The following is a 24,557-nucleotide window of genomic DNA, read 5'->3' as shown; positions in this document are numbered from 1 at the left end:
CCTACGTCCCCTCGCGCCACTCCGCCACGTACCGCCGCTGCTCGGGGGTCATCTCGTCGATCGAGACGCCCATCGTGCGGAGCTTCAACCGCGCCACCGTCTGCTCGACCTCGCGGGGCACGTCGAGCACCGCCACCTTGAGCCGGTCGCGGTTTTTCACGCACCACTCGGCCATGAGCGCCTGGGTCGCGAAGCTCATGTCCATGACGGCGGCCGGATGGCCCTCGGCGCAGGCCAGGTTCACGAGGCGCCCTTCCCCGAGGACATAGATCGAGCGGCCGTCCTTGAGCACGTACTGGTCCACGTTCTCGCGAACGCCCCGCCGGACCTGCCGCGCGAGCGCCCGCAGGTCGTCCAGGTCGATTTCCACGTTGAAGTGTCCGGAGTTGCAGACGACGGCCCCGTCCTTCATGGCCTGGAAGTGCTCGCGGCGCAGCACCCCCTTGTTCCCGGTGAGCGTGCAGAAGACGTCGCCGGCCCGGGCGGCCTCCGCCATGGGCAGGACGACGAAACCGTCCATCGTGGCTTCGAGCGCGCGGATGGGTTCGACCTCCGTGACCACGACCTTCGCGCCCAGGCCCCGGGCGCGCGAGGCGACGCCCCGGCCGCACCAGCCGTAGCCCGCCACGACGAACGTCCGCCCGGCCAGGAGAATGTTCGTGGCCCGAAGAATCCCGTCGAGCGTGGACTGCCCGGTCCCGTACCGGTTGTCGAACATGAACTTCGTCTGGGCGTCGTTGACCGAGACGACGGGGATCCGGAGCGCCCCGTCCCGGGCCATGGCGCGCAGGCGGAGCACGCCGGTCGTGGTTTCCTCCATCGAGGCGATCAGGCCGGGAATGAGCTCGGTGCGCTTCTGGTGGATCGTGCTGACGAGATCGGCCCCGTCGTCGAGCGTGATCGTGGGCTTGAGGTCGAGCGCCTGCTCGATGTGGCGGTAGTAGGTGCGGGAATCCTCGCCGCGGATCGCGAACGTGGGCACCCCGAAGTCGCGCACGAGGCTGGCCGCGGTGTCGTCCTGCGTCGAAAGGGGGTTCGAGGCGCAGAGAGCGACTTCGGCTCCGCCGGCCGTGAACGTCCGCATCAGGTTGGCCGTCTCGGTCGTGACGTGCAGGCAGGCGGCGATGCGGTGGCCGCGAAGGGGCTTTTCGCGTTCGAAGCGGGCGCGGATTTCGCGCAGGACGGGCATCTGCCCGTCGGCCCATTCGATCCGGCCGCGGCCGCGGGGGGCCAGGGACGGATCCTTGACGTCGGCGGCGGCGGTCTTGCGGCGCGGCACGGCGAGTTTGGCTCCCATGGAGGGGGTCCTCTATTTGCGGGCGGTCTTCTTGGAATCGGCCCGGAACCCGGCGGCGCGCCGGAGGGCCTCCACCTTTTCGAGCTTCTCCCAGGTGCACTCGGGCCGGTCCACGCCCACGTGCCCGTAGCGGGCCGTGTTCTTGTAGATCGGCCGTCGCAGATTGTAGTAGTCGATGATCCGCGCCGGGCGGAAGTCGAAAAGCTCCTGGACGATCTTCTCGAGTTTCTCGGAGGAAATCTTTCCGGTCCCGAACGTGTCCACGAACACGGCCAGGGGATGGGCCACGCCGATGGCATAGGCGAGCTGGATCTCGCAACGGTCGGCCAGGCCCGCGGCCACGACGTTCTTGGCGGCGTGCCGGGCGGCATAGCTGGCGCTGCGGTCCACCTTGGTGGGATCCTTTCCGCTGAAGGCGCCGCCTCCATGGTGCCCCATGCCCCCGTAGGTGTCGGCGATGATCTTGCGGCCGGTCATGCCGCAGTCCCCCTGCGGGCCGCCGATGACGAACCGTCCCGAGGGGTTGATATGGTAGATCACGTTCTTGTCCACGAGTCCCGGCGGCAGGATCGGGCGGACGATCCGTTCGATGACCTCGGCGCGGATCTGCTTGAGGGTGACGTTCGGGGAGTGCTGGAGCGAGCAGACGACGGTGTGGACGCGGACGGGCCGGGCGCCCTCGTATTCGATCGTCACCTGCGCCTTGCCGTCCGGCCGCAGCCAGGGAAGCTCGCCGCTCTGGCGCACCTCCGCGGCCCTCAGGCAGATGCGGCGGGCCAGATCGATCGGCAGCGGCATGTAGGTTTCGGTCTCGTTGGTGGCGTAGCCGAACATGATCCCCTGGTCGCCCGCGCCCAGCTCCTTGCCGCGCTCGCTGTCGGCGCTGACGGCCTCGTCGATGTCGGCGGACTGCTGGGAGATGGACGTGAGAATCCCGCAGGTGTGGTAATCGAAGCCGATCTCGCTGGAGTCGTAGCCGATTTCCTTGATCGTCTGGCGGACGACCTCCGGCACTTCCACGTAGGTCTTCGTGGTAATTTCGCCGGCCACGAGGACGAAGCCGGTCTTGACGAGCGTTTCGCACGCCACGCGCGCCTCCGGATCGTCCTTGAGGATCGCGTCGAGGATCGCGTCGGAGATCTGGTCGCACATTTTGTCCGGGTGGCCCATGCAGACCGCCTCGGACGTGAAGAACCACTTACCGTCCCTGCCCATCGTCCGCCCGTCCTTTCAAGAGTTCCGTCTCGACGAGGTCCACCGTGGCCTCGAGAGCCCCGCGTCCGGCGGCGACCGCCGCGCGGGCGCGGGCGCCCGCCTGGCGGGCCCGCTCCGGATCCCGCACCAGCTCCCCGATCGCCAGCGCCAGCTCGATCGGGTTGTCGAGGACCCTCATCCCGCCGGCCTCGACGAGCGCGCGGGCCACCTCCTCGAAGTTCGACAGGCTCGGCCCGCTGACGACGGGTTTCCCGAGCGCCGCGGGCTCCAGCATGTTCTGGCCGCCCCGGGCGCAGAAGGTCCCGCCGATGAAAACCGCCGTCGCCACGGAATAGACGCGGGCCAGTTCGCCCACGGTGTCGAGAAGGAGAACGCCGTCCGCCGGGACGCCGGGGGACAATTGGGACCTCTTATAACATCGGAATCCGGCCGCTTCAACCGTTTTCTGGACCTCCGGAACGCGCTCGAGGTGGCGCGGGGCCAGGACGAGGCGGAGCCTGGGATAGGTGGCCTGGAGACGCCGGTACGTCTCGACCAGGATCCGCTCTTCGGGGTCGTGGGTGCTGCCGGCCACGAGCACCGGAGCATCCCCCAGACCCAGAAGGGCGCGCCACTCCGGTTCGACCTGCTCCGGATCGAAGTCCAGCGCCGCGTCGTACTTGAGGTTGCCGGTGACGCGCACGGACGCCACTCCCAGGGCGCGCAGGCGCTCGGCGGCTTCGGCGTCCCGGGCGCCCGCGGCGGCGAGTTTCCGGAAGGCCGGCCCGAAGAGAGCGCGGAACCGGCGGTACCGGCGGAAGGAACGCTCGGTGATCCGGCCGTTGACGATGCCCACGGGCACGCCCGCGCGGGCGCACTCGGAGACGAAGTTCGGCCAGACCTCCAGCTCCACGAGGACGACGGCGCGGGGGGCCACGCGCCGCAGCGCCCGGCGAGCGGCCCCGGAGAGGTCGAGCGGGAAGTACGAGACGCTGGCCCCGGGGAAAGCGCTTTCGGCGTTCTCCCGACCGGCGCGCGTGAGCGTCGTCACGTGCAGGCGCAGGCGCGGGTGCCGCTCCCGCAGGCGGCGCACCAGAGGTCGCACGAGATTGACTTCCCCCACGGAGGCGGCATGGACCCAGAGAACCGGCTCTCCTTTCGGGGCGCGGGGGACGAACCCCAGGCGCTCGGTCGGGCGGTGGCGCCAGCGGGCGTCCGTGGCCAGCTTGAAGGCCACCCAGGGGGCGGCCGCCACGCCCGCCGCCACGTACCCCGCGTCCAGCAGAAACCCCATGGGGGACCGGATCCGCCTAATTCGGCCAGTGACACTTCTTGTACTTCTTGCCCGACTGGCACCAGCAGGGCTCGTTGCGGCCGGGCTTCTTCTGGGCGCGGACCGGCCGGGGCTTCTCCTCCTCCCCGCGGGCGGCTCCGTCCCCGTTGGGCCCGCCCGGCGCCAGGGCGAACTGGCCGATCTCGTCCTTGCGGAACTCCGCCGCCTTCCACCGGCGCGCCAGGCGCGCCTCGTCCGCGCCCACCTGGGTCATGCGGAAGACGAGGCTGGTGACGTCCTCTTCGATGCCTTCCATCATGGACTGGAAGAACATCGTGGCGTCGCGCTTGTACTCGAGCTTCGGGTCCTGCTGCGCGAAGCCGCGCATGCCGATGACGTCCCGAAGCTGGTCCATGTGATAGAGGAGGTCCTTCCACTTCTCGTCGATCTTGGAGAGAAGCACGAACCTCTCGATGGCGCGCAGCGTGTGGGCGCCCGCCCGGGCGACGTCCTCGGGCTTCTCGCGTTCCACGGTCTCGGCGACGGCGTCCACCATCGCGGGCGGCGGAAGGCGCAGGAGCCCTTCCGGCACCTCCACTCCGAAGTCCTGGCGGACCTGGCGGGCGAACTCGGCGAAGTTGCGCGCCACGTCGCCGTGCTCGGGCATCGTCCGGCGGGCCAGCGCCGACAGCGCGCGGCGGAGTTCGGTCCGGCCCACGGCGGTCTCCCGCTCGCGGTAGATCCGGTCCGCCTGCTCCGTCAGGCGGGCCGCCAGCTCCTCGGGCCCCTGGCGCTCGGCGCCTTCAAGGTCCGGATCGGCCCCGAACTTGGATCGGAACCAGTCGGACAGCCCCGCGGGGTCGGGCTCCCCGCCGCGCGGGAAGAACCGCCCCACGGCATCCGCGATCCGCCGGCCGGCCATCTCGAGAACCGTGGAGCGCATGTCCTCGCCCTCGAGGATCCGCTGGCGGAGGGAGTAGATGACGCGGCGCTGCTCGTTGCGCACCTGGTCGTATTCAACGAGATTCTTGCGGATGTCGAAGTTGTGGTTCTCCACGTTCTTCTGCGCGCGTCCGATGGCCCGGGTGACCAGCGGCGACTCGATCCGCTCGCCGTCCCGCAGGCCCATCTTCTGAAGCATCCCCTTCATCCAGGGCGGGGCGAATTTCCGGAAGAGATCGTCCTCGAGCGAGAGGAAGAACTGCGAGGAGCCGGGGTCCCCCTGGCGGCCCGCGCGGCCGCGGAGCTGGTTGTCCACCCGGCGGGCCTCGTGGCGCTCGGTGCCCAGGATGTGCAGGCCCCCGATCTCGGCGACCCCCGGTCCCAGGAGGATGTCCGTCCCGCGGCCGGCCATGTTGGTGGCGATGGTGACCGCGCCGCGCTGCCCGGCGCGCGCGACGATGTACGCCTCCTTCTCGTGATGCTTGGCGTTGAGGACCTCGTGCGGGATCCCCCGCATCTTGAGCCGCTCCGAGAGCTTCTCGGACTTCTCGATCGAGGTCGTCCCCACGAGGATCGGACGGCCCGTGGCGTGCAGGCGGACGATCTCCTCCTCGATGGCGTCGAACTTCTCCTCCTCGGTGCCGTAGACCACGTCCGGGAGATTGACGCGCCGGAGCGGCTTGTTCGTGGGAATGACGACCACCTCCAGGCCGTAGATCTTCTCGAACTCCATCGCCTCCGTGGCGGCCGTGCCGGTCATGCCGGCGAGTTTCGCGTAAAGCTTGAAGTAATGCTGAAGGGTGATCGTGGCGTAGGTCTGCGATTCCTGCTGGATGGGGAGCCCTTCCTTGGCCTCGACGGCCTGGTGCAGGCCGTCGCTCCAGCGCCGCCCGGGCATCATGCGCCCGGTGAACTCGTCCACGATGATGACCTCGCCGTCCTTGACGACGTAGTCGCGGTCCCGCTGGTAGAGGTAGTGGGCCTTGAGGGCGGTCTCGATGAAGTGGGGCCACTCCATGTTTTCGCCGGTGTAGAAGCTGGGGACTCCGACGAGCTTCTCCGCCTTTTCGACGCCCTGGTCGGTCAGGAAGACGATGTGCTCCTTTTCCTTCACGATGAAATCGCCGGTGTGCTTCTTGGAGCGGTCTTCGAGCACGATCTCCTCGCCGCGGGTGAGCCGGCGGGCGACGCGATCCGCCGTGTAGTACTTGTCGGTGGCCTCGTCGGTGGGACCGCTGATGATGAGGGGGGTGCGGGCCTCGTCGATGAGGATCGAGTCCACCTCGTCCACGATGGCGTACGCGTGGCCGCGCTGGACCTGGTCCTCCTTGCGGAACTTCATGTTGTCGCGCAGGTAGTCGAAGCCGAACTCGTTGTTGGTGCCGTAGGTGATGTCGGCCGCGTAGGCCTCGCGGCGGGGGCAGGGGCGCAGGTTGTGGAGGCGATCCTGGGGGTCGGGGTTGTACGCGCGATCGTAGAGAAAGGACTCGTCGTGCTGGATGCAGCCGACGGTGACGCCCAGGAGGTCGTACACCGGGCCCATCCACTGGGTGTCGCGCCGGGCCAGGTAGTCGTTGACGGTGACGACGTGGACGCCCTTCCCCGCCAGGGCGTTGAGGTAGGCGGCCAGGGTGGCCACGAGGGTCTTGCCTTCGCCCGTGGCCATTTCGGCGATTTTGCCTTCGTGGAGGACCGCGCCGCCGATGAGCTGCACGTCGAAGTGGCGCATGCGGACGGCCCGGCGGGCGGCTTCGCGCACGGCGGCGAAGGCTTCCGGCAAAAGATCGTCCAGGGACTCGCCGCGGCCCAGGCGCTCCCGGAACGCGCGGGTCATTTTGGGAAAGGCTTCGTCCGGAAGCTCGGCCATCCGGGGCTCGAGGGGGTTGATCTTCTCGCGCACGAGCTTCCAGTAGCGCCGGAGCGCCCGCTCGTTCTGCGTGCCGAAGAAGCGCCCCAGGAGCTTCCCGACCCACTCGACGACGGCTTCCATTTCCATGGCAGGGACCTTCGAAAAAAGGCGGAACGGACGGAGGGGAACGGACCGGAAGCCGGGGGGCTACGGGACGTCGAAGATGACGGGCGAGCGCCAGTCGTAGGAGGGCGGCGCCGAGGTTTCGGGGAACGCGAACGGCGCGGCGGCGCCGGGGACGAAGGGGCGGCGAACGGGACCGGGGACGGCGGCTTCCGCGGCGGGCGCGGGGACGGCGGCGGCGGAAAGGTCCGGCTCGGGCGCCGCCTGGACGGCCAGCCGCGCCCCGTCCGGGAAGCGCGCCCCCTGGCCCCAGAGGGGGGCGGCGCCGGCTACCAGGAGGGTCAGAACGGGGGGGATCATCCTTCCCCGTATTATACCGGTCCGCCCTCCGGGGGCAAGGACGGCGAGCCGCCGCCCGGCTTGACGGCGCAGGTCCCGATGAGGTCCCGCACGCGCGCGACGCCCGCCTCGGCCAGGCGGGCCGGGAGGGCCTCCACGATGCGGGCGGCGGCGGCGGGATCGCGGAAGTTGGCGGTGCCCACTTGGACGGCCGAGGCGCCGGCCACGATGAATTCGAGCGCGTCGTCGACGGTCGTGATGCCCCCGATTCCGAGGACGGGGACGCCCGGGAGGGCGCCGGCGATTTCCCAGACCATGCGGACGGCGACGGGGCGGACGGCGGGGCCCGAAAGGCCGCCCGTGACGGCGCCGATGCAGGGCCGGCGGGTCCTCCAGTCGATGGCCATGCCCCGGAGCGTGTTGATGGCCGAAAGGCCGTCGGCTCCGCCCGCGACGGCGGCGCGGGCGATCGCGACGATGTCGGTGACGTTGGGAGTGAGTTTGGCGAAGACGGGGCGGGAGGTGGCCCGCTTGCAGAGGCGCACCACCTGCTCGGTGAGGGCCGGGTCGGTGGCGAAGTCCATCCCATGGGAGACGTTCGGGCAGGAGATGTTGAGCTCGAAGGCATCCACGCGGGGAAGCTGGTCCAGGCGCCGCACGAGGAGCGCGAACTCTTCGACGGTGCGGCCCGAGACGCTGAGGATCAGGCGGCAGGGGTAATCCTTCACCTGGGGATAACGCTTGCGGATCCAGCCTTCGAGGCCGGGTCCGTCCAGTCCGATCGAGTTGAGCATGCCGCCGGGGGTTTCCCACACGCGGGGATGCGGGTTGCCCTTGCGCGGCTCGAGGGTGATGGTTTTCTCGACGACGCCCCCGAGGCGTCCGACGTCGAGGACGCGATCCATGAGCGCGCCGAAGGTTCCGGAGGCGACGAGCACCGGGTTGGCCAGTTCCAGGGGGCCGAGCCGGACGGAGAGGTCGGCCGTCATGGGGCGGCGGGATCCGGGCCGGGGGACGGCGCGGACGCGGGGGCGGGCTCCGGGGCCGGAGGCGCGGGGGCCTTTTTCTTTTTCTTCTCGTCGAAGAAGAGCATCTCGATCGACAGGAGGAAGACGCCCACGCAGATGTAGGAGTCCGCCAGATTAAAGAGCGGCCAGACGCGTTCCTCGCCCGACGCGGTGCGGTAGTAGAACTTGATGAAATCGCGGACGGCGTGCTCGGCGGTGAAGACGCGGTCGTACATGTTCCCCAGCGTGCCGGCCAGGATCATGCCGAGGGTGACGGTGAGGATCCAGCGCGGGTTGCGGACCGAGAAAAAGATGGCCAGGATCGCCGGGATGGCGGCGATGGAGACGATGAGCCAGAGGGTGCGGCCCGCGGGGAACTTCCCGAAGATGATCCCCGGGTTGGTGGTATGGCCCAGGCTGAAGAATCCGTCGATGACGACGATCTCGCCGCCGCGGGGGACGTGCTGGAAGGCCAGGTGCTTGGTCAGCAGGTCGAGGGCCGCGCCGGTGAGGGCGATGGCCAGGAAGAGCGCGGCATGGCGCATACCGCGTTCGATTATAGGCCCTCTTCCTTCTTCTTGCAATGCACGCAGAGGCGGGCGTAGGGAATGGCGCGAAGGCGCTCCTTGGGAATTTTCTTGTGGCAGCCCTCGCAGAGTCCGAAGCTGCCGTCGCGGATGCGTTCGAGAGCCTCCTCGATCTGCTGAAGCTCGTCGCTTTCGCTTTCCATGAGGCCCAGGGAGATGTCCTGTTCGAAGCTGTCCGTGCCCAGATCCGCCAGGTGCATGGGAAGGGTGGACAGGTCGCCCGCGCCGTCGGGTCCCTTTTTCATGGCCTCCCCCTCCAGGCCGCGGACGTCCCCCTGGAGGACGCGCTTGCGATGAAGAAGGAGATCCCGGAACTCGTTGAGCTCGGACTTGCTCAGTCCGGCCTTCGAAGGCGCGGGGTCGGCCTTGGCCTTTCCGGCGGATTTTCCGGACGCTTTACTTTTTTGCGGCTTTGATTTCACGGGCGCGAAGGATGGTCTTGATCCGGGCGATTTCGCGACGGTGCTTCTTGAAGGCCGCCGGGTCCTCGACGACGTCGGTGACCTTTCGAAACCTCAGATTGAACAGGCCCTGGACGAGGCCGTCGAGCTCCCGCTTGAGCTCCTCGTCGGGCATCTCGTGGTAGTTCTTCTTCCCCTTAGCCATGGCGGCGCACCATCTTGCATCGGAGGGACATCTTATGGGCGATGTTGCTGAAAAGCTGGCGCGCGAAATCCTCGGTGACGCCGGCGACCTCGTACAGGACCGTTCCCGGCCGGATGACGGCGGCGTAGTACTCCGGCTCGCCCTTGCCCTGGCCCATCCGGACCTCCGCGGGTTTGGCCGTGACGGATTTATGGGGGAAGACGCGGATGTACAGGCGCCCCTCGGTGCCCATGGCGTGGCTGGCGGCCACGCGGCCCGCCTCGATCTCCTTGGCGGAGAGCCACCCGGATTCCAGGGACATCAGGCCGAAATCGCCGAAGGCGACGCGGTTGCACCGCGTGGCCACGCCCTTGATCCGGCCGCGCTGGCTCTTGCGGTACTTGACCCGCTTGGGCATCAACATGGCGCCTGATCCTTTCCGTCCTTACGCCGGGGTCCCCGCGGCGGCGGGGACGGGTTTGCGCTTTTCCTCGAATTTCTCGCCCTTGTAGACCCAGACCTTCACGCCGATCGTCCCCTTCGTCAGAACGGCGGTGGCCGTGCCGTAGTCGATGTCCGCGCGCAGCGTGTTCAGGGGGATGCGGCCCAGAACCAGCCGCTCCGAACGGGCGATCTCGGCCCCGCCCAGGCGGCCCTTGCAGATGAGCTTGACGCCCTTGGCGCCCAGATCCATGACCATCTCCCCGTACCGCCGCATGGTCCGGCGATAGGGGGAGCGCTTCTGGAGCTGCTCGGCGATCGCCTCCGCGACGATCTGAGCATTGAGCTCGGGGTTATCCAGTTCCTTGACGTCCACCTCGACCGAGCGGCCGACCAGGCCCCCGACGTCCTCGCTGAGCTTGTCCACCTTGGCGCCGCGCTTCCCGATAATAAGCCCGGGCCGCGCGGCGAAGAGGGTCACCTTCACCTTCTCGCCGATGCGCTCGACGTCGATGCGGGCGATCCCGGCGAACCCGTACTCCTTCCGGATGAACTGCCGGATGCGGTAGTCCTGGACGAGCCAGTCGCCGAAATTCTTCTTCCCGGCGTACCAGCGCGAGCGCCACACGTCGGTGACGCCCATACGGAAGGCGAGCGGGTTGACCTTCTGGCCCATCTACTTCTTCTCCTCCGTCGTCGGGGCGGGTCCGGGGGGCTTCTCGGGGGCGGCGCCCTTGCCGCCTCCCGGCGCGGCCGCGCCCGCGGCCGCCTTGGCGCGCTGCCGCTCCGCCTTCTGGCGGCGCGCCCGGTCCTTCTTGGATTCCTTGAGCTCGCGCTCCTCCAGCGTGAAGATCACGTGGCAGAGCCGTTTGCGGATCATATACGGACGGCGCACCGACGACGGCCGCCACCGCTTGATCATCGGCCCCGGATCCACGCGCGCTTCCACGAGGTGGAGGCGGTTCCCGTCGAGGTCGAGGTTCCGTTCCCGCGCCTCATTGACGGCGTTCCCGTAGGCGCTCTCGAGAAGCTTCTTGCAGAACATGGCGCCCCGCTTGGGGCACGCCCGCAGGATCGAGATGGCGGTGTTGTAATCCTTCCCCCGGATGAGGTCCACGACGGCCCGCATTTTCCGGGCCGAGATGCGCGCATACCGCAGGCGCGCGGTGAACCGCGGCGGAAGAGCCGCGGGCGCATCGCCCTTCGGGGCGGAGGTCGGGGCGTCGACGGCGGCCATCTAGCTCTTCCCTCCGGCCGGGGCCTTGCCTTCGGCGGCGGCCGCCTCGCGCGTGCCCGGATGACCCCGGAACGTGCGCGTGGGGGCGAACTCGCCGAGCTTGTGCCCCACCATGTCCTCCGTCACGAACACCTTGACGAAGGTCTTTCCGTTGTGCACCAGGAACGTCTGATTGACGAAGTCGGGAACGATCGTCGACCGCCGCGACCAGGTCTTGATGGGATCGCGGGCTCCGGCGGAGCGGGCTTTGGCGACCTTGGCCGCCAGCTTCGGATCGACGTACGGCCCCTTCTTGAGCGAACGGCTCATGGCGCGTTACCTTCGCGTATTCTGCTGGGGACCCTGGCGCCGGAACCTCACAATGAAGCGCCCCGACGGCTTCTTGGCCCGGCGGGTCTTGCCGCCCTTGGCGAGCTTGGTCCCCTTCCAGTTGCACGGATGGCGCCCCACGCCGCCGCGGCCGTCGCCGCCGCCGCAGGGGTGCGAAATCGGGTTCATGGCCTTTCCGCGCACGGTCGGACGAATGCCCAGCCAGCGCTTGCGCCCCGCCTTGCCGAGAACCACGTTGGCCCAGTCGGCGTTGCCGAGCTGGCCGATCGTGGCGCGGCAGCGCACGTGGATCTTGCGGATCTCCCCGGAGGGAAGAAGCACGTCCGCGTAATTTCCTTCCTTGGCCAGAAGCTGCGCGAACGTGCCGGCGCTCCGCACGAGCTGCCCGCCGCGCCCCGGCGTCAATTCGACGTTATGGATGAGCAGCCCCGTCGGGATGTTCCTCAGGGGCATGGCGTTGCCCACCTTGGGCTCCACTTTCTCGCCGGAGAGGACCTCGTCCCCCACGTTGAGCCCCTGCGGCGCCAGAATGTACCGGCGCTCACCGTCGCGATATTTGACCAGCGCGATGCGGGGCGACCGGTTGGGATCGTACTCGATGGCTTCCACGACCCCGGGGACGTCGTCCTTATCCCGCCGGAAGTCAATGACCCGGTAACGCCGCTTGTGGCCGCCGCCGATGTGGCGGACGGAGAGGCGCCCCACGTTGTTGCGCCCGCCGGTCTTGCGCAGCGCCTCGGTCAGGCGCTTCTCGGGCTCCGTCTTGGTGATGTCCGAGAAGTCCGAAACCGTGGCCCCGCGGCGGCCCGGCGTGATCGGCTTGTATTCCCGTACCGGCATATCAGATGATGTCCAGCCTTCCTTCGACGAGGGTCACGTACGCCTTCTTCCAGTCCCGGCGGCGGCCCTCCAGAACCTGGTTCTTCATCCGCTTGCTCTTGCCCTTCACGTTGACGACGCGCACCTCGCCCACCCGGATGTTCTTGTCCCGGAACGCCTGCTCGACGGCGTTCTTGATCTCGGGCTTGGTCGCTTCCCGGGCGACGATGAAGGTGTAAACGCCTTTCTGCTGTTTCGCCATCGACTTCTCGGTGACGAGGGGCTTGCGGATGATTTCCCAGGGGTTCTTCATGCCTTGGCCCCCCCGTCGGACGCCGCGGCCTTCCGGCGGGCCAGAAGGGCCTCCAGCGCCTCGCGCGTCAGAAGCAAATTCTTATGGCGAAGGACCTCGTAGGCGTTGAGTTCCTGGACGGGACGGACCGTGACGTCCTGAAGGTTCCGGGCCGAAAGATAGACATTCCGCTCCGCCTTGGGAAGGGCCAGGAGCACCGTCCGCGTGAATCCGATCCGGCGAAGGAGACCGGCCATATCCTTGGTGCGGGGCTTGGAGAACTCCACGCCCTCGATGACGGAGACTTCCTTGTCACGAATCTTTCCGAGAAGCGCGCTGTCGAGGGCCGCGCGGCGCATGGAATCGGTAAGGGTCAGGCGGTATTCCCGCTTGCGCGGGCCGAAGACCACGCCGCCCTTGACCCACAGCGGCGAGCGGATCGTTCCGGCCCGGGCGCGCCCCGTATGCTTCTGAGGCCAGGGTTTGCGCGTGGACCCCTCGACCTCGCCCCGGGTCTTCGTGTGGGCGTTTCCTTCGCGCCGGTTGGCTTCGTAGATCACGATCACCTGGTGAAGGAGGCGCTTGCGGACCTTGTCGCCGAAGACCTTCTCGTCCACCGTGATCGTGCCGGCGTTCGACCCGTCCTTCGCGTAGAGAGGAAGTTCCGCCATGGCTACTTCTCGTCCAGCATGGCCTTGACGCGGATGTCGACGCCCGCGGGCATGTTGAGGTTCCGCAGCTCGTCGATCGTCTTGGCCGTGGGTTCGGTGATATCGACGACGCGCTTGTGGGTCCGGATCTCGTACTGCTCGCGGGACTTCTTGTCCACGTGAGGGGAACGCAGCACGGTGATCCGCTCGATCTTCGTGGGCAGCGGGATGGGACCGCGCACCTTGGCGCCCGTGCGCTTGGCGGTGTTGACGATCTCCATCGCCGACTGGTCGATGATCTCGTGGTCGTAGCCTTCGATCCGAATGCGTATTCTCTGGGCCATAAAGCGAGCCGTTAGTATACAAACGCGATTTTCGAAGTCAAGCGAAACGCCCGGCGGGACCGCGCGGAATTTTTTCCTCCCGCCGACGGTCCCGCGAACGTATTATTTATGGGACGGACGTCCGTCCGGCGGGCGCCATCGGGGCGAGACGGCGCCCGTTTTTTTATTTCCCCCCTTATCCTTTGAACCGCTCCAGTTCCTCGGGCGGCAGCGGCCGGTATTCGAAGGGTTCCAGCAGATGCTGCCCCCGCCCCTGGGTGAGCGACCGCAGCGTCGTCGTGTACCCGAACATCTTCGACAGCGGCACGTGCCCGCGGATCGACCGGGCGCCTCCCGCGGCCGACACGTCCGTGATTTCCGCCCCCCGGCGCTGCAGGTCGTGGAGGACCCCTCCGGCGTATTCGTCGGGAACCGTCACCTCGAACTTCATGTGCGGCTCGAGAATCGTCGAAGGAGCCTCCCGGAGCGCCCTGGCGAAGGCGTTGACCGCGGCGGCGCTGTAGGCCGGCTCGGCCGATTCCGGCGTGACCGATCCGCCGACGACCGCCACTTCGAGATAGATCATCGGGAACCCGGCCAGCGCCCCCGACCCCGCCGCGGAAAGCGCCCCTTCCTTGATCGCCGGGAGGAACCGCCGCAGATCCTTCTCCCGATCGGGCGGAAGCTCCACCTTCACGACCGGAGCCAGGGCCCCCGGGCTGGGCCGAAGCTCCAGCTCCACATGCCCGAAGAGCGTTTTCTCCCCCGCTTTCACCGCGCAGCGCTCCTCGGCCCGCGCGGGGGCCAGGATCGCCTCGCGGTAGGCCACGCGGGGCTCGCCGATATTGGCGGGCACGTTGAACTCGTTGCGGATCCGGTAGAGAAGAATCTCCGCATGAAGCTCCCCCATGCAGTGCAGGATCGTCTGGCCCGTGTCCGGATCCTGTCCCACCTTGAATGTGGGATCGTCCTTCATCAGGCGGCGCAGCACCTCGTCGAGCTTGTCCTTGTCCGCGCTGGAGCGCGGCTCGATGGACACGGAAAGGACCGGCTCGGGAAAGCGCATGGCCTCCAGAACGATCGGGCGCTTGCGGTCGCAGAGCGTGTCTCCGGTCATCGTCTGCTTGAGGCCCACGAGGGCGACGATTTCGCCGGGTCCGGCTTCAAGGAGGCTCTCCGCGCGGGCGTGGGAAAACATGCGGTACATCTGCTGGGTGCGCTCCATGCGGCCCAGACGGGGGTTGTAGAAGGCGTCCCCCGCGCGCAGCGTCCCCGTGTAGACGCGCACGTACGTCAGTTCCCCGTGCTTGTCCGTCTCCGTCTTGAAGGCCAGGGCGCACAGGACGCGGTCCTTGCGCAGGTCCAGGGAGCGGGGCTCGTCGGTTTCGGGATCGCGCCCGGAGACCACGGGCACGTCGGCCGGCGAGGGAAGGAAGTCCACCACTCCGTCGAGCAGCGGCTGGACGCCCTGGTTGTGAAGCGACGAACCGGCGTAGGCGGGTTGGATTTTCCCCGCGACGGCGCCGGCGCGCAGGGCGGCGCGGAGGGCCGCCTCCGGAACGGGCCGCCCCTCGAGGGCGCCGGCCAGCACCTCGTCGGAGAACTCGCTGGCGGTCTCGACGAGGCTTTCGCGGTACATCTCCGCCTCGGCCCGGAGCTCGTCCGGAAGGGGCGCCCGCTGAACCTCCTCGCCGCGTTCGCCCTGAAAGGTCAGAAGGGTCATGGACAGAAGGTCGATGACCCCGCGGAAGGCCGATTCCGCGCCGCACGGGATCGTGACGGGGACGGGACGGGCGGACAGCTTGCGCCTCATGGACTCGAGGGCGCCCTCATAGGAGGCGCCGGGGCGATCCATCTTGTTGACGTAGACCAGGCGGGGAACGCCGTACCGGACGGCCTGGCGCCAGACGGTTTCGGACTGGGCCTCCACGCCGTGAACCGCGTCGAAGACAACGACGGCGCCGTCGAGCACCCGGAGGGACCGTTCGACCTCGGCGGTGAAGTCCACGTGTCCGGGCGTGTCGATGAGGTTGAGCATGTGGCCTCGCCACTCGCAGGTGACGGCGGCCGAAAAGATGGAGATCCCCCGGCGGCGCTCTTCGGGGTGCCAGTCCGTCTCGGTGGTGCCCTCGTCGACGTTGCCGACCTTGTGGATTTTGCGCGTGTAGAAGAGGACGCGCTCCGTGGTCGTGGTCTTTCCGGCGTCGATGTGGGCGATGATGCCGAAGTTGCGGATCCGTTCGAGGCTCACCCCATGGCGGCGGCCCTAGTACGCGAGGTGGGCGAAAGCCTTGTTGGCTTCCGCCATCTTGTGGACGTCCTCGCGCTTCTTCATGGCCTCGCCCTCGCCGCGGTAGGCGGCATGCAGCTCGTCGGCGAGCTTGAGGTGCATGGGCCGGCCCTTCTTCCCGCGGGCGGCGCCGATGATCCAGCGGTAGGCCAGGGAGATCTGGCGCTTGGCGGGCACGGGGACGGGGACCTGGTAGGTGGCGCCGCCGACGCGCCGGGAGCGCACCTCAATGACGGGTTTGACGTTATTGATGGCGGTCAGGAAGATGTCCACGGGCTCCTTGTCGGGCACCTTCTTTTTCACCTCGCCGAGGGCGTCGTAGAAGATCTGCTGGGCCAGCGACTTCTTGCCTCCCCGCATGAGGCAGTTGATGAACTTCCCCACCATCTTGTTCTTGAAGCGGGGGTCCGGCCTCAGGAGGTGTTCGAAGGACTTGAACTTGGCGGGCATCGCTCTTCCTCGCTGCTACTTCGGCTTCTTGACGCCGTACTTGGAGCGGCTGGTCTTGCGGTCCTCGACGCCGGCGCAGTCGAGCGTGCCGCGGATGATATGGTACCGCACGCCCGGCAGGTCGCGCACGCGGCCGCCGCGCACGAGCACGATGGAGTGCTCCTGGAGGTTGTGCCCCTCGCCCGGGATATAGGCGGTCGTCTCGCGGCCGCTGGAGAGCCGGACGCGGGCGATCTTCCGCAGGGCGGAGTTGGGTTTCTTGGGCGTCATCGTCTTGACGATAAGACACACGCCGCGCTTCTGCGGGTTGGACTCCAGGACGGGCGACTTGGACTTGTACTTCGGCTTGCGCCGCCCGTTCCGGACCAGCTGGTTGATCGTCGGCATAGGCCCGCCTATTATAGGGATCCTTTCCTTGAAGTCAACCGGCCCTCTACGCCGGCACCAGTTCCTCCTGCGCGGGCGGTTCCACCTGGGGCTCCTCGCGGTGGAGCTTCATGTTGAGGTATTTCTTGAAACCGGTGCCGGCCGGGACCATGTGGCCGACGATGACGTTCTCCTTGAGCCCCACCAGTTCGTCGCGCCGTCCGGCCAGGGCCGCGTCCGTGAGGACCTTGGTCGTCTCCTGGAAGGAGGCGGCCGCGATGAAGCTCTCCGACTGGATGGCGGCCTTGGTGACGCCGAGGAGCAGGGGCTTGAACGTGGCCGGCTTCTTGCCCGCCTTCCGCGCCTTGTTGTTCTCGTCCCGCACGCGGAACTTGTCCACGACCGCGTTGGGAAGGAACGGCGTGTCGCCCGGATTCTGGATGCGGACCTTGCGCATCATCTGCGCGATGATCAGCTCCACATGCTTGTCGTTGATCGTGACGTTCTGGGCCCGATAGACGGACTGCACCTCGCGGAGGATGTACTGCTGGGCTTCCTCTTCCCCGCGGATGCGCAGGATGTCGTGCGGGACGAGCGGCCCTTCGATGAGGGGGTCGCCCGCGCGCACCCGGTCGCCCGTGTGGACGCGGATGTGGCGTCCGAGCGGCACCACGTGGGGCTTCTCGATCCCCGTCTCCTCGTTCTTCACGAGGATCGTGCGGCGGCCGCGTTTCTTCTCCCCGAGCTCGACGATCCCGTCGATCTCGGCGATCACGGCGGGCTCCTTGGGCTTGCGGGCCTCGAAGAGCTCCGTCACCCGCGGCAGGCCGCCCGTGATGTCCTGGGTGCCGCCGATCTCGCGGGGGTTCTTGGCGAGAATCACGCCCGCCTTGACCTTCTGGCCCTCCTCCACCTCGATGTGGGCCTTTTCCGGCAGCGGGTGCACCTCGAGCACCACGCCCTTCTCGTCCGAGATGACGAGCTGCGGGTGCAGCTCGCCCTTGTGTTCCATGATGACGCGCCGGAGCACGCCCGAGCGCGGGTCGCGCTCCTCCTGCATCGTCTCGCCCTTCTTGATGTCCTCGTAGCGGACGACGCCGTCCTTTCCCGCGATGATGGGCACGTTGTGCGGGTCCCACTGGGCCAGGAGCTCCCGCGGCTTGACCTTGGCCCCCTCGCGGACCCGCAGGTAGGAACCCGAGGGCAGGATGTACTTCTCGATCTCGCGGTCCTTCTCGTCGACAAGGACCAGCTCGCCGTTCCGGTTGACGACGATGAGCTGCTCGTCCCGCGTGGGCACGACCTTGACGTTGACGAGCTTCACGACGCCCTTGCTCTTGGAGAAGATCTTGGACTCCTCGGCCGTCTTGACCGCGACGCCGCCGATGTGGAACGTCCGCATCGTCAGCTGCGTGCCCGGCTCGCCGATGGACTGGGCCGCGATGATGCCGACGGCCGTACCCTCCTCAACCAGGGTCCCGAGGGAAAGGTCCATCCCGTAGCAGCGGGCGCAGATGCCGTTGGACGCCTCGCAGGTCAGCGGAGACCGCACGCGGATCTTCGTGAAGCCGATGTTCTCGATCTTCCGGGCGACCTCTTCGGTGATGATGTCGTTCTCGCGGACCAGGATCTCGTCGGTGACGATATCGGTGATCGTGTCCCGGGCGATGCGCCCGTAGATCGACTGGGCCAGGGAGACCTCGACCTTCTCGCCCTTGTAGATGACGCCCTTGGTGATGCCGTTGAGCGTCCCGCAGTCTTCCGTCGTCACGACGACGCTCTGGGCCACGTCCACGAGCTTCCGGGTGAGATAGCCCGCGTCGGCGGTCTTGAGGGCCGTGTCGGCCAGGCCCTTGCGGGCGCCGTGGGTGGAGGAGAAGTACTCGAGGACCGTGAGGCCCTCGCGGAAGTTCGACAGGATCGGCGTCTCGATGATCTTGCCGGACGGCTTGGCCATGAGGCCGCGCATGCCGGCGAGCTGCCGCACCTGATCCTGGCTGCCGCGGGCGCCCGAGTCCACCATGAGGCGGATGGGGTTGAGGAAGGGCTTGCCGTCGCGCTGGTCCACGCGCAGCTCGGCCATCATGGCCTCGGTGACGCGCTCGCGGCAATGGGTCCACTCGTCGATGATCTGGTTGTACCTCTCGCCGGGGGTGAGCGCCCCGCGCTGGTAGTTGCGCTCGATGCGGTCCACCCGCTCCTGGGTTTCGCGGATGATCTTCTCCTTGTCCGGCGGGATCGTCATGTCGTCCTTGGAGAAGGAGATCCCGGCGCGGGTCGCGTACTTGAAGCCCAGCTCCTTGAGCGCGTCCAGGAGCCGGAGCGTCGCCTCCTTGCCGCAGAGCCGGTGGCAGCGGTTGATGACGTCCTGGATCCCCTTCTTGTCGAGCTCGTAGTTGAAGAAGGGCATCTCCGGCGGCAGGATCTCGTTGAAAAGGAGACGGCCGACGGTCGTCTTGACGCGGGCGTTCGTGAGCTGCTCCTGGGAGTTCTTCGACTGAAGGAAGATCTTGGTGCCCGGGTAGCGCACCTGAACGACCGCATGAATGTGCGTCTTCCCCATGTCGTAGGCCAGGATGGCCTCATGGGGGGAGGCGTAGACCTTGCCGCCCCCCGGAAGATCCTGTCGCGCCAGGGTGAGGTAGTAGATCCCCAGGACCATGTCCTGCGTCGGCGAAATCACGGGGTTGCCGTGGGCCGGCGAGAACACGTTCTGGGTGGACATCATGAGCGTGTGCGCCTCGATCTGCGCCTCGTACGAGAGGGGCAGGTGCACCGCCATCTGGTCGCCGTCGAAGTCCGCGTTGAATCCGGTGCAGACGAGGGGATGCAGCTCGATGGCGTTGCCCTCGACGAGCACGGGCTGGAAGGCCTGGATGCCCATGCGGTGCAGCGTCGGCGCGCGGTTGAGCAGAACCGGATGATCTTTGATGACCTCCTCCAGGATGTCCCACACGCTCTCGTCGCGCCGCTCCAGCATCTTCTTGGCGCTCTTGATCGTGTCGGCCTTCCCCAGCTCCTTGAGCCGCCGGATGATGAACGGCTGATAAAGCTCCAGGGCGATCTTCTTGGGCAGGCCGCACTGGTGCAGCTTGAGCTCCGGGCCCACGACGATCACCGAGCGGGCCGAATAATCCACGCGCTTGCCGAGGAGGTTCTCCCGGAAGCGCCCCTGCTTGCCCTTGATGATGTCGGACAGGGACTTGAGGGGCCGGTTGTTGGACCCCAGGACGGGCCGGCGGCACCGCGTGTTGTCGAAGAGGGCGTCCAGCGACTGCTGGAGCATGCGCTTCTCGTTGCGGATGATGACCTCGGGCGCGTTGAGCTCCAGAAGCTTCTTGAGGCGGTTGTTCCGGTTGATGAGCCGCCGGTAAAGGTCGTTCAGGTCGCTGGTCGCGAAGTTCCCGCTGTCCAGAAGCACCAGCGGCCGCAGATCGGGAGGGATGACCGGGATGACCGTCATGATCATCCACTCGGGCTTGTTCCCGCTCTCGATGAGCATCTCGACGGTCTTGAGCCGCTTGACGATATCCTTGATCTTCTGCGCGGAGGCCGTCTTGCCGAGCTCGGCCCGAAGGCTCTCCGACAGCGCCTTGAGGTCCACCTTCTGGAGAAGGGTGCGGACCGCGGCGGCGCCCATGTCCGCCTCGAAATCCTCCCGGTAGCGCTCGCGGGCCTCGCGATACTGCTCCTCGGTGAGAAGCTGTTTCTCCTTGAGGGGGCAGCGCTTGGACCGGACCTCGGTGACGATGTAGTCCTGGTAGTAGATGACGCGCTCCAGCTGGCTGGTCTTCATCGCCAGCAGGCTCCCGATGCGGGAGGGGATGGTCTTGAAGAACCAGATGTGCGCGCAGGGAGCGGCCAGGTTGATGTGGCCCATCCGCTTCCGGCGCACGCGCGCCTGCGTGATCTCCACCCCGCAGCGGTCGCAGACGATGCCCTTGTACTTGATCCCCTTGTACTTTCCGCAGAAGCATTCCCAGTCCTTCTCGGGACCGAAAATGCGCTCGCAGAACAGGCCGTCCTTCTCCGGCCGATAGGTCCGGTAGTTGATGGTCTCGGGCTTCTTGACCTCACCGTAAGACCAGCTGCGGATCTCTTCCGGCGAGGCGAGCTTGATGGTCACCGCGCTGTACTCGTTGATGCGGTCGTACATCAATTCCATCGAAAGTCCCTCGAAGGTTCGAATCGGGGCCCGCCCGCCGGGGCGGCGCCCCCGCCGTCCGATCTCACATTTCCTTCTGTTTCTCGAGCTTCAGGCTCAGCCCCAGCCCCTTGATCTCGTTGCAGAGCACCTCGAACGAGACCGGGGTGCCGGGCTCCAGGATGTTCTCCCCGCGCACCATCGACTCGTAGATCTTGGTGCGTCCGTCCACGTCGTCGGACTTCACGGTCAGAAGCTCCTGGAGGACGTTGGCCGCTCCATAGGCCTCCAGCGCCCAGACCTCCATTTCGCCGAACCGCTGCCCGCCCGCGCGCGCCTTTCCGCCCAGCGGCTGCTGGGTGATGAGCGAGTACGGCCCCGTGGCGCGGGCGTGGATCTTGTCGTCGACCAGGTGGTGGAGCTTCATGATGTACATGACGCCCACCGTGACCTTCTCGTCGAAGGGCTCGCCCGTGCGGCCGTCGTGGAGCGTGACCTTGCCGTGGCGCGGCAGCCCCGCCTTCTCGAGCAGGTCCTCGATCTCGCTCTCCTTGGCGCCGTCGAACGGCGGCGTAATCGCCCGGAGGCCCAGCCGCCGGCACGCCCACCCGAGGTGCGTCTCCAGGATCTGCCCCACGTTCATGCGGCTCGGCACGCCCAGGGGATTCAGGACGATGTCCACCGGCGTGCCGTCCTCCAGGAACGGCATGTCCTCCTCCGGCAGGATCCGCGCGATGACCCCCTTGTTGCCGTGCCGTCCGGCCACCTTGTCGCCCACGGAGAGGTTGCGCTTCGTGGCCACGTACACCTTGACCATCTCGAGCACCCCGGTGGGCAGCTCCTCCCCGCGGGTCAGCTGGTTGATGCGCTTCTCCCGCTCGTTCTCGAGCGCCTCCACCTGCTGGAAGAGGTTCCGGAGAATGGCTTCCGCGTCCTCGTACTGACGGCGCCCCTTGATGTCCATCCCCGCGATCGAGAGCTTCTCCTTGAGCTGGCGGAGATCCTTGACCGAGCCCTTGGGTCCGTATTCGAACCCCTTCACGGGCGCGCGCCCCAGGACGTCCTTGAGGTCGTCCAGAGCGTGCTCGATGAGCTCGTTCATCCGCTTGTACATCTCCTTCTCGATCTGCCGGGTCTCCTCCTTCACCTTCTTCTTCTCGGCCGGCGACAGATTCGTCTTGCGGAAGAACTTTCGCGTATCGATCACGATCCCCTCGACGCCCGAAGGCACCTCGAGGGACTCGTTCTTGACGTCCTCGCCGGCCCGGCCGAAGATGGCGTGCAGCAGCTTCTCCTCCGGGGTGAGCTCGCTCTTGGACTTCGGGGCCACCTTTCCGACCAGGATGTCCCCGGCCTTCACCCGCGTGCCCACCTTGACGACGCCGTCCTCGTTGAGGTTCCGGAGCATCTTCTCCGAAACGTTCGGGATGTCCCGGGTGAACTCCTCCTTGCCGAGCTTGGTCTCGCGGATCTCGACCTCGAACTCCTCGATGTGGATCGAGGTGTACGCGTCCTCCTTGACCAGCCGCTCGGAGACGATGATCGCGTCTTCGAAGTTGTAGCCGTCCCAGGGCATGAACGCGACCAGCACGTTTCGCCCCAGCGCCAGCTCTCCCTGGCACGTCGAAGGCCCGTCGGCGATCACCTGGCCCTTGCGGACCCGGTCCCCCTCCCGGACAATCGGCTTCTGGTTGAGGCAGGTGCGCTCGTTCAGGCCGTAATACTTGCGCAGGCGGTGGACGACCTCCCGTCCCGCCGACGTCCGCACGACGATCTCGGTGGCCGTGGCTTTGCGGACAACGCCGTCCTCCTGGGCCTTCACGACCATGTCCGAGTTCTCGGCCACGTACCGTTCCATCCCCGTGGCCACGACGGGCGGCTCCGTCAGAACGAGCGGCACCGCCTGGCGCTGCATGTTGGATCCCATGAGCGCGCGGTTCGCGTCGTCATGCTCCAGGAACGGGATCAGCGACGCGGACACCCCGACGATCTGCGCCGGGGACACGTCCACGTACTGGATCTTCTCGGGCTCCACGAACTGGAACTCGCCGTTGACCCGGCCCATGACGCGGGAGCCGTGAATGCGGCCGTCCTTGTCGGTCTGGACGTCCGCCGGCGCCATGATCTTGTCCACCTCCTCGTCGGCCCGCAGGTGAACGACCTCGTCGGTGATCCGCCCGTTCTTGACCACCCGGTACGGCGCCGTGAGGAACCCGTAGTCGTCCACGCTCGCGTAAATCGCCAGGGACGAGATCAGGCCGATGTTGGTGCCTTCCGGCGTCTCGATCGGGCACACCCGCCCGTAGTGCGAGATGTGCACGTCGCGCACCTCGAAGCCGGCCCGCTTGCGGTTCAGGCCGCCCGGCCCCAGGGCCGACAGGCGCCGCTCGTGCGTCAGCTGGGAGAGCGGGTTCGTCTGGTCGATCACCTGCGAAAGCTCGCTGCGGCCGAAGAAGTACTCGATCGCGCTCGAAACCGTCTTCGAATTGATCAGGCTCTTGGGCGTCAGGTTGTCCTGGACCGCCATGTTCAGGCGTTCCAGGATCGACCGCTTCAGGCGCAGGAAGCCCTTGCGCACCTCCTCGCCGGCCAGCTCGTCGATCGTCCGCACCCGGCGGTTGCCCAGGTGGTCGATGTCGTCGGGAGCGCCCTCCCCCCGCCGCATCTTCATGATGTACTTGATCGAGTGGACGACGTCGTCCTTCTGGACCGTCATCTCCGTCTCCGGGACGGTCATCCCGAATTTCCGGTTCAGCCGGAACCGGCCCACGCGCCCCAGACGGTACCGCTGCGGGTCGAAGAACCGTTCGTAAAAGAGCTGCTTGGCCTTGTCCGGCGTCTGCGGCGTCCCGGGACGCAGGCGGCCGTAGATCTTGAGAAGGGCCTCCTCGTGGGAGTGGGTGTCGTCCTCCTCGAGCGTGTTGAGGATGAGGGTGTCGTCCAGGCGGGCGACGATCTCGACCGTCTTGAGCCCCGCCTCCTCCATGAGCTTGACCATCCCCTTGGCGATCCTCTGCCCGCTGGCCAGGATCTTCTCGTTCTTCTGGGGATCCACGACGTCCTGGACAACGACCTTTCCAACGAGCGCCTCCTCCTCCGCGGCCGAGAGCTTGACCTCCTGGGTCTCGTGGAACACGCGGATGATGTCGGCGTTCGTGGAGAACTCCGGCGAGCAGGCCCGCAGGAACGTGGTCGCCGGGATCTTTCCGCCCTGGTCGATGCGGATCGCGACGCTGTCCCGCTTGGTGACCGAGATCTCGATCCAGCTTCCGCGTTCCGGCACGATCCAGCAGGAGTGGATCTTGCGGTCCCCGACCCGCTCCTCCATGAAGTCGATGCCCGGAGACCGGTGAAGCTGGTTGACCAGGACGCGCTCGGCGCCGTTGACGATGAAGGCGCCTCCGCCGATCATGAGCGGAATCTCGCCGAGGTACACGTCCTCCTCGATCGGCCCCTCGGGCCGCACCAGGCGCAGCCGCACCTTCAGCGGCGCCCCGTAGGTGAGCCGAAGCATCCGGCACTCCTCGGGGGTGTAGCGGGGCTGGCCGATCTCGTAGTGCACGTACTCGAGGGCGACCGTCCCGTCGTAATTCTTGATGGGGAAGGTCTCCCGGAGGATCGATTCCAGACCCCAATCCACGCGCTTGTCCGGCGCCACGTCCCGCTGAAGGAAGCGGTCGTACGCCTTCACGTGCAGCTCCGTGAGGGCCGGCACGTCCAGGATGTTCTTGAAACGTCCAAACCGGATCGTTTCCGTCATCGAACTACCTCAAAGTAAGCACGAAGGGGCACGGGCCTCGCCGCCGCGCCGAACGAGCTACTTGATCTCCACCTCGGCGCCGGCGTCCTTGAGCTCCTTGGCGAGCTTCTCGGCTTCTTCCTTGGGAATCCCGGTCTTGACCGGCTGCCCGCCCTTGTCCACCAGGTCCTTGGCTTCCTTCAGCCCCAGGTTCGTCGCCGCCCGCACCACCTTGATCACGTTGATCTTGTTGGCCCCGCCGCTCTTCAGAATCACGTCG

General features: G+C 67.2%; 23 protein-coding genes. All 23 read right to left on the bottom strand.

The features are described from left to right. Position 1: 1 nt before the first annotated feature. Positions 2–1,297 carry an adenosylhomocysteinase gene (ahcY, locus tag VNO22_08815; protein HXG61462.1) on the bottom strand — a complete coding sequence of 432 codons (1,296 nt, stop codon included), beginning with the start codon at positions 1,295–1,297 and terminating at the stop codon, positions 2–4. Between the two features lie 12 nt (positions 1,298–1,309). Then, positions 1,310–2,512 carry a methionine adenosyltransferase gene (gene metK, locus VNO22_08810; GenBank protein ID HXG61461.1) on the bottom strand — a complete coding sequence of 401 codons (1,203 nt, stop codon included), beginning with the start codon at positions 2,510–2,512 and terminating at the stop codon, positions 1,310–1,312. Then, on the bottom strand, positions 2,496–3,785 hold the full coding sequence (locus tag VNO22_08805; protein HXG61460.1) for a glycosyltransferase N-terminal domain-containing protein: 1,290 nt from the start codon (positions 3,783–3,785) through the stop codon (positions 2,496–2,498). Before VNO22_08805 ends, metK begins: the two co-directional genes overlap by 17 nt. A gap of 16 nt (positions 3,786–3,801) precedes the next feature. Then, positions 3,802–6,696: a preprotein translocase subunit SecA gene (gene secA, locus VNO22_08800; protein HXG61459.1), complete on the bottom strand. Its 2,895-nt coding sequence runs from the start codon at positions 6,694–6,696 to the stop codon at positions 3,802–3,804. A 66-nt stretch (positions 6,697–6,762) separates the two neighbouring features. After that, complete coding sequence (locus tag VNO22_08795; protein HXG61458.1) at positions 6,763–7,038, bottom strand: hypothetical protein; 276 nt, start codon at positions 7,036–7,038, stop codon at positions 6,763–6,765. A gap of 11 nt (positions 7,039–7,049) precedes the next feature. Beyond that, the gene (locus VNO22_08790) at positions 7,050–8,006 is read right to left on the bottom strand and encodes a dihydroorotate dehydrogenase (GenBank protein ID HXG61457.1); all 957 of its coding nucleotides are present in this window, start codon (positions 8,004–8,006) and stop codon (positions 7,050–7,052) included. Next, positions 8,003–8,569 (bottom strand): signal peptidase II, encoded by a 567-nt coding sequence (gene lspA / locus VNO22_08785; GenBank protein ID HXG61456.1) that lies wholly within the window; start codon positions 8,567–8,569, stop codon positions 8,003–8,005. The genes VNO22_08790 and lspA overlap by 4 nt, the downstream gene beginning before the upstream one ends. Before the next feature lie 11 nt (positions 8,570–8,580). Next, the gene (locus VNO22_08780; GenBank protein HXG61455.1) at positions 8,581–9,033 is read right to left on the bottom strand and encodes a TraR/DksA C4-type zinc finger protein; all 453 of its coding nucleotides are present in this window, start codon (positions 9,031–9,033) and stop codon (positions 8,581–8,583) included. Further along, entirely contained in the window at positions 9,008–9,217 is a 210-nt protein-coding gene (gene rpmC, locus VNO22_08775) for a 50S ribosomal protein L29 (GenBank protein ID HXG61454.1), read from the bottom strand. The genes VNO22_08780 and rpmC overlap by 26 nt, the downstream gene beginning before the upstream one ends. Then, a complete protein-coding gene (gene rplP, locus VNO22_08770; GenBank protein ID HXG61453.1) occupies positions 9,210–9,620 on the bottom strand; it encodes a 50S ribosomal protein L16 in 411 nt (136 codons plus the stop codon). Before rplP ends, rpmC begins: the two co-directional genes overlap by 8 nt. Positions 9,621–9,641: 21 nt before the next feature. Beyond that, a complete protein-coding gene (rpsC, locus tag VNO22_08765; GenBank protein ID HXG61452.1) occupies positions 9,642–10,313 on the bottom strand; it encodes a 30S ribosomal protein S3 in 672 nt (223 codons plus the stop codon). After that, on the bottom strand, positions 10,314–10,874 hold the full coding sequence (gene rplV, locus VNO22_08760; protein ID HXG61451.1) for a 50S ribosomal protein L22: 561 nt from the start codon (positions 10,872–10,874) through the stop codon (positions 10,314–10,316). Further along, a complete protein-coding gene (rpsS, locus tag VNO22_08755; GenBank protein HXG61450.1) occupies positions 10,875–11,183 on the bottom strand; it encodes a 30S ribosomal protein S19 in 309 nt (102 codons plus the stop codon). 6 nt (positions 11,184–11,189) lie between these two features. Next, on the bottom strand, positions 11,190–12,044 hold the full coding sequence (gene rplB, locus VNO22_08750) for a 50S ribosomal protein L2 (protein HXG61449.1): 855 nt from the start codon (positions 12,042–12,044) through the stop codon (positions 11,190–11,192). Between the two features lies 1 nt (position 12,045). Next, entirely contained in the window at positions 12,046–12,336 is a 291-nt protein-coding gene (rplW, locus tag VNO22_08745) for a 50S ribosomal protein L23 (GenBank protein HXG61448.1), read from the bottom strand. After that, positions 12,333–12,986: a 50S ribosomal protein L4 gene (gene rplD / locus VNO22_08740; GenBank protein HXG61447.1), complete on the bottom strand. Its 654-nt coding sequence runs from the start codon at positions 12,984–12,986 to the stop codon at positions 12,333–12,335. The genes rplW and rplD overlap by 4 nt, the downstream gene beginning before the upstream one ends. Before the next feature lie 2 nt (positions 12,987–12,988). Then, positions 12,989–13,309: a 30S ribosomal protein S10 gene (rpsJ, locus tag VNO22_08735; protein ID HXG61446.1), complete on the bottom strand. Its 321-nt coding sequence runs from the start codon at positions 13,307–13,309 to the stop codon at positions 12,989–12,991. Positions 13,310–13,484: 175 nt separating this feature from the next. After that, positions 13,485–15,539: an elongation factor G gene (fusA, locus tag VNO22_08730; protein HXG61445.1), complete on the bottom strand. Its 2,055-nt coding sequence runs from the start codon at positions 15,537–15,539 to the stop codon at positions 13,485–13,487. 15 nt (positions 15,540–15,554) lie between these two features. After that, positions 15,555–16,028: a 30S ribosomal protein S7 gene (gene rpsG, locus VNO22_08725; protein HXG61444.1), complete on the bottom strand. Its 474-nt coding sequence runs from the start codon at positions 16,026–16,028 to the stop codon at positions 15,555–15,557. A 15-nt stretch (positions 16,029–16,043) separates the two neighbouring features. After that, the gene (gene rpsL, locus VNO22_08720) at positions 16,044–16,415 is read right to left on the bottom strand and encodes a 30S ribosomal protein S12 (protein ID HXG61443.1); all 372 of its coding nucleotides are present in this window, start codon (positions 16,413–16,415) and stop codon (positions 16,044–16,046) included. Positions 16,416–16,461: 46 nt separating this feature from the next. Beyond that, the gene (gene rpoC / locus VNO22_08715) at positions 16,462–20,559 is read right to left on the bottom strand and encodes a DNA-directed RNA polymerase subunit beta' (GenBank protein ID HXG61442.1); all 4,098 of its coding nucleotides are present in this window, start codon (positions 20,557–20,559) and stop codon (positions 16,462–16,464) included. A gap of 64 nt (positions 20,560–20,623) precedes the next feature. Continuing rightward, positions 20,624–24,298 carry a DNA-directed RNA polymerase subunit beta gene (gene rpoB / locus VNO22_08710; protein HXG61441.1) on the bottom strand — a complete coding sequence of 1,225 codons (3,675 nt, stop codon included), beginning with the start codon at positions 24,296–24,298 and terminating at the stop codon, positions 20,624–20,626. A gap of 57 nt (positions 24,299–24,355) precedes the next feature. Beyond that, positions 24,356–24,557 (bottom strand): ribosomal protein L7/L12 (locus tag VNO22_08705; GenBank protein ID HXG61440.1); only part of this gene is annotated, 202 nt, incomplete at its 5' end.

This window comes from Planctomycetota bacterium (assembly GCA_035574235.1).
Taxonomy (GTDB): Bacteria; Planctomycetota; MHYJ01; order MHYJ01; family JACPRB01; genus DATLZA01.
Note: the sequence above shows the minus strand (reverse complement) of the source record. Positions and strands in the feature narration are given on the sequence as shown.

Excerpts from the sequence above, each read along its gene's own strand:
- ahcY (HXG61462.1), bottom strand. The coding sequence starts at position 1,297 with ATGGGAGCCAAACTCGCCGTGCCGCGCCGCAAGACCGCCGCCGCCGAC.
- metK (HXG61461.1), bottom strand. The coding sequence starts at position 2,512 with ATGGGCAGGGACGGTAAGTGGTTCTTCACGTCCGAGGCGGTCTGCATG.
- VNO22_08805 (HXG61460.1), bottom strand. The coding sequence starts at position 3,785 with ATGGGGTTTCTGCTGGACGCGGGGTACGTGGCGGCGGGCGTGGCGGCC.
- secA (HXG61459.1), bottom strand. The coding sequence starts at position 6,696 with ATGGAAGCCGTCGTCGAGTGGGTCGGGAAGCTCCTGGGGCGCTTCTTC.
- VNO22_08795 (HXG61458.1), bottom strand. The coding sequence starts at position 7,038 with ATGATCCCCCCCGTTCTGACCCTCCTGGTAGCCGGCGCCGCCCCCCTC.
- VNO22_08790 (HXG61457.1), bottom strand. The coding sequence starts at position 8,006 with ATGACGGCCGACCTCTCCGTCCGGCTCGGCCCCCTGGAACTGGCCAAC.
- lspA (HXG61456.1), bottom strand. The coding sequence starts at position 8,569 with ATGCGCCATGCCGCGCTCTTCCTGGCCATCGCCCTCACCGGCGCGGCC.
- rpmC (HXG61454.1), bottom strand. The coding sequence starts at position 9,217 with ATGGCTAAGGGGAAGAAGAACTACCACGAGATGCCCGACGAGGAGCTC.
- rplP (HXG61453.1), bottom strand. The coding sequence starts at position 9,620 with ATGTTGATGCCCAAGCGGGTCAAGTACCGCAAGAGCCAGCGCGGCCGG.
- rpsC (HXG61452.1), bottom strand. The coding sequence starts at position 10,313 with ATGGGCCAGAAGGTCAACCCGCTCGCCTTCCGTATGGGCGTCACCGAC.
- rplV (HXG61451.1), bottom strand. The coding sequence starts at position 10,874 with ATGGCCGCCGTCGACGCCCCGACCTCCGCCCCGAAGGGCGATGCGCCC.
- rpsS (HXG61450.1), bottom strand. The coding sequence starts at position 11,183 with ATGAGCCGTTCGCTCAAGAAGGGGCCGTACGTCGATCCGAAGCTGGCG.
- rplB (HXG61449.1), bottom strand. The coding sequence starts at position 12,044 with ATGCCGGTACGGGAATACAAGCCGATCACGCCGGGCCGCCGCGGGGCC.
- rplW (HXG61448.1), bottom strand. The coding sequence starts at position 12,336 with ATGAAGAACCCCTGGGAAATCATCCGCAAGCCCCTCGTCACCGAGAAG.
- rplD (HXG61447.1), bottom strand. The coding sequence starts at position 12,986 with ATGGCGGAACTTCCTCTCTACGCGAAGGACGGGTCGAACGCCGGCACG.
- rpsJ (HXG61446.1), bottom strand. The coding sequence starts at position 13,309 with ATGGCCCAGAGAATACGCATTCGGATCGAAGGCTACGACCACGAGATC.
- rpsG (HXG61444.1), bottom strand. The coding sequence starts at position 16,028 with ATGCCCGCCAAGTTCAAGTCCTTCGAACACCTCCTGAGGCCGGACCCC.
- rpsL (HXG61443.1), bottom strand. The coding sequence starts at position 16,415 with ATGCCGACGATCAACCAGCTGGTCCGGAACGGGCGGCGCAAGCCGAAG.
- rpoC (HXG61442.1), bottom strand. The coding sequence starts at position 20,559 with ATGGAATTGATGTACGACCGCATCAACGAGTACAGCGCGGTGACCATC.
- rpoB (HXG61441.1), bottom strand. The coding sequence starts at position 24,298 with ATGACGGAAACGATCCGGTTTGGACGTTTCAAGAACATCCTGGACGTG.